Annotated in this window: 1 protein-coding gene; it reads right to left on the reverse strand. The window is 50.8% G+C overall.

From position 1 onward, the window contains the following. Nucleotides 1-9: 9 nt before the first annotated feature. Nucleotides 10-180, reverse strand: a complete 171-nt coding sequence (locus tag DDR33_RS25885) for a hypothetical protein (protein WP_158280761.1) — start codon at nucleotides 178-180, stop codon at nucleotides 10-12. Nucleotides 181-325: the final 145 nt, after the last annotated feature.

A 325-nucleotide genomic window follows, 5' to 3' on the forward strand; every position in this document is an offset into this window, starting at 1 on the left:
AGTTAAGGCTCACCTGACTCCCTGGCCTCCGAGCATCGGATCTTTTCCTGTTGAATTAAAACCGCTGTCGCGGTCTGTTTTCTTTTTCCGCTTTTTCTGTGGCGGGTTAATGAGTTTCTCAGAAGGGATGTCCGTGGGCTGCTGGCCAGTGTGGTTATGTTTTGCCTTTTCGTCAGTCATAACGAACTAGATTTGATCGCCTAAGCCGCCGGGGATACCAGGTTCGTGACCGACCATTCTCCCGGTACCTCTTACCTCCTTCCGGGAAGAAACACCATGATTGTCGGTATTAAGCGTCTGAGGTGCATCTGTTTCCGTGGTAGCT

The organism is Pararcticibacter amylolyticus (assembly GCF_003130405.1).
GTDB classification, from domain to species: domain Bacteria; phylum Bacteroidota; class Bacteroidia; order Sphingobacteriales; family Sphingobacteriaceae; genus Arcticibacter; species Arcticibacter amylolyticus.

Coding starts and splice junctions, on each gene's coding strand:
- DDR33_RS25885 (WP_158280761.1), bottom strand. CDS start 180: ATGACTGACGAAAAGGCAAAACATAACCACACTGGCCAGCAGCCCACG.